The following is a 1,408-nucleotide window of genomic DNA, read 5'->3' as shown; positions in this document are numbered from 1 at the left end:
TTCAGGTTTGGATAAGCCAAACCAAAAAATCAACAAAAATGTGAGGGCGATAATGCCGAGAATGACGGTAACCTGTTTCATTTACTCTCCAACAAACACGCTCAAGCTTACGAGCTCGGGCTAAATGAAAAATCAAACTAAGAAAAATACGATAGACGTACAACTTAATCTTCGCTTAAGATTTGGCCACAAGTTTAAAACGATGCAGCTGTTTGGTCGTGATTTGCCTCAACTCCGAGTACAAATCTGCGGCGAATGCACACAACAACAATAAACAGACAGCGGAAAATGAAAAAGATTCCATCCCACTCGCATCAAAATAATCGAAGACAAACTACGAAGTTAAGGCGTTTCATATATGGCGTCATCGCTTTCTCAATATTGTTATCGTACACCTACATTGCTCAGCAGCACGCCCCAAAACCACCAATAGTCGCGAGCGATACCGATTCAAAATCAAAGTGATAAGCCATATACTGCGCGCATTCATTTACCAGCACAGAAGCGGATATGTCACTTTCTTTAGAACAGCTAACGCATAAACTCGAAGAGCTCGAGATGAAGCTTGCATTTCAGGACGATACGATAGACACATTAAATCAGATTGTCACAAAGCAAAGCCGCGATATTCAAGATTTATGGACCGCAAACAAAGTCCTCAAACAGAGCTTAAATGAAATGAAATCGGGCAATGAAGATAACGCCCCAGAGCCACCACCTCCGCATTANTGATATGCTCAGACTTATTAAGGCACGGTCTCATGGACAGCGTAAATCAGTCCTACACCAAAAATTGCGATTTACAAATCATTAGTGCATTTAATACACTCTACCGCGCATGGATGCGACCAAATACGTAGAAGGATTCTACTCAACTCTTTACCAATCGGTAAAAGCGCTCCATGTGTCATTTAACAAGGAGCAGTTATGTTTAAAATCAAAACCTTTATTTCACTAGTCTTTGCCAGCGTGTTGGCCGTTGTGCTTTTACACAGCACAGTTGCTTACGCACAAGAAGCAAACCAAACCTCGGAAGCGTCCGTTCAATCACCCTTAAATATCAACGAAGCAGACGCGCAAACGATTGCGAGTAATTTAAAAGGAATCGGAGTGAAAAAAGCTGAAGCGATTATTCAATATCGAAAGAGCTACGGCCCATTTCATGACGTCGAGGAACTTAAAGAAGTAAAAGGAATTGGAAAAAGTATATTAGAAAAGAATAAGCACTTGATTGTAGCTAAGTAAAAACCAAAAGGCCTTTTAGGGTCAGATATAGCAAGATCTGACCCATGTTTTAACTACAAGCGGATGGCAAAAAACGTACTGGGATGCTTGAAGACGTTGCAGTCACTGTCCCGCTAGAAACACACGCCCATATTCCATCCGAAGCACGCTGCAATTGCAAAGT

General features: G+C 41.5%; 2 protein-coding genes. Both read left to right on the top strand.

Annotation, left to right across the window (positions count from 1 at the left end):
- The first annotated feature begins 510 nt into the window (after nucleotides 1–510).
- Complete coding sequence (locus A3739_RS12820) at nucleotides 511–732, top strand: SlyX family protein (protein ID WP_068501605.1); 222 nt, start codon at nucleotides 511–513, stop codon at nucleotides 730–732.
- Nucleotides 733–927: 195 nt separating this feature from the next.
- Nucleotides 928–1,245: a ComEA family DNA-binding protein gene (locus tag A3739_RS12815; RefSeq protein WP_068501262.1), complete on the top strand. Its 318-nt coding sequence runs from the start codon at nucleotides 928–930 to the stop codon at nucleotides 1,243–1,245.
- Nucleotides 1,246–1,408: the final 163 nt, after the last annotated feature.

It is taken from the genome of Oleiphilus sp. HI0067, assembly GCF_001635735.1.
This window is presented reverse-complemented; position numbering and strand designations above follow the sequence as displayed.

Bases quoted from the DNA above. Each gene is read 5' to 3' on its own strand.
- A3739_RS12815 (WP_068501262.1), top strand. From the start codon at position 928: ATGTTTAAAATCAAAACCTTTATTTCACTAGTCTTTGCCAGCGTGTTG.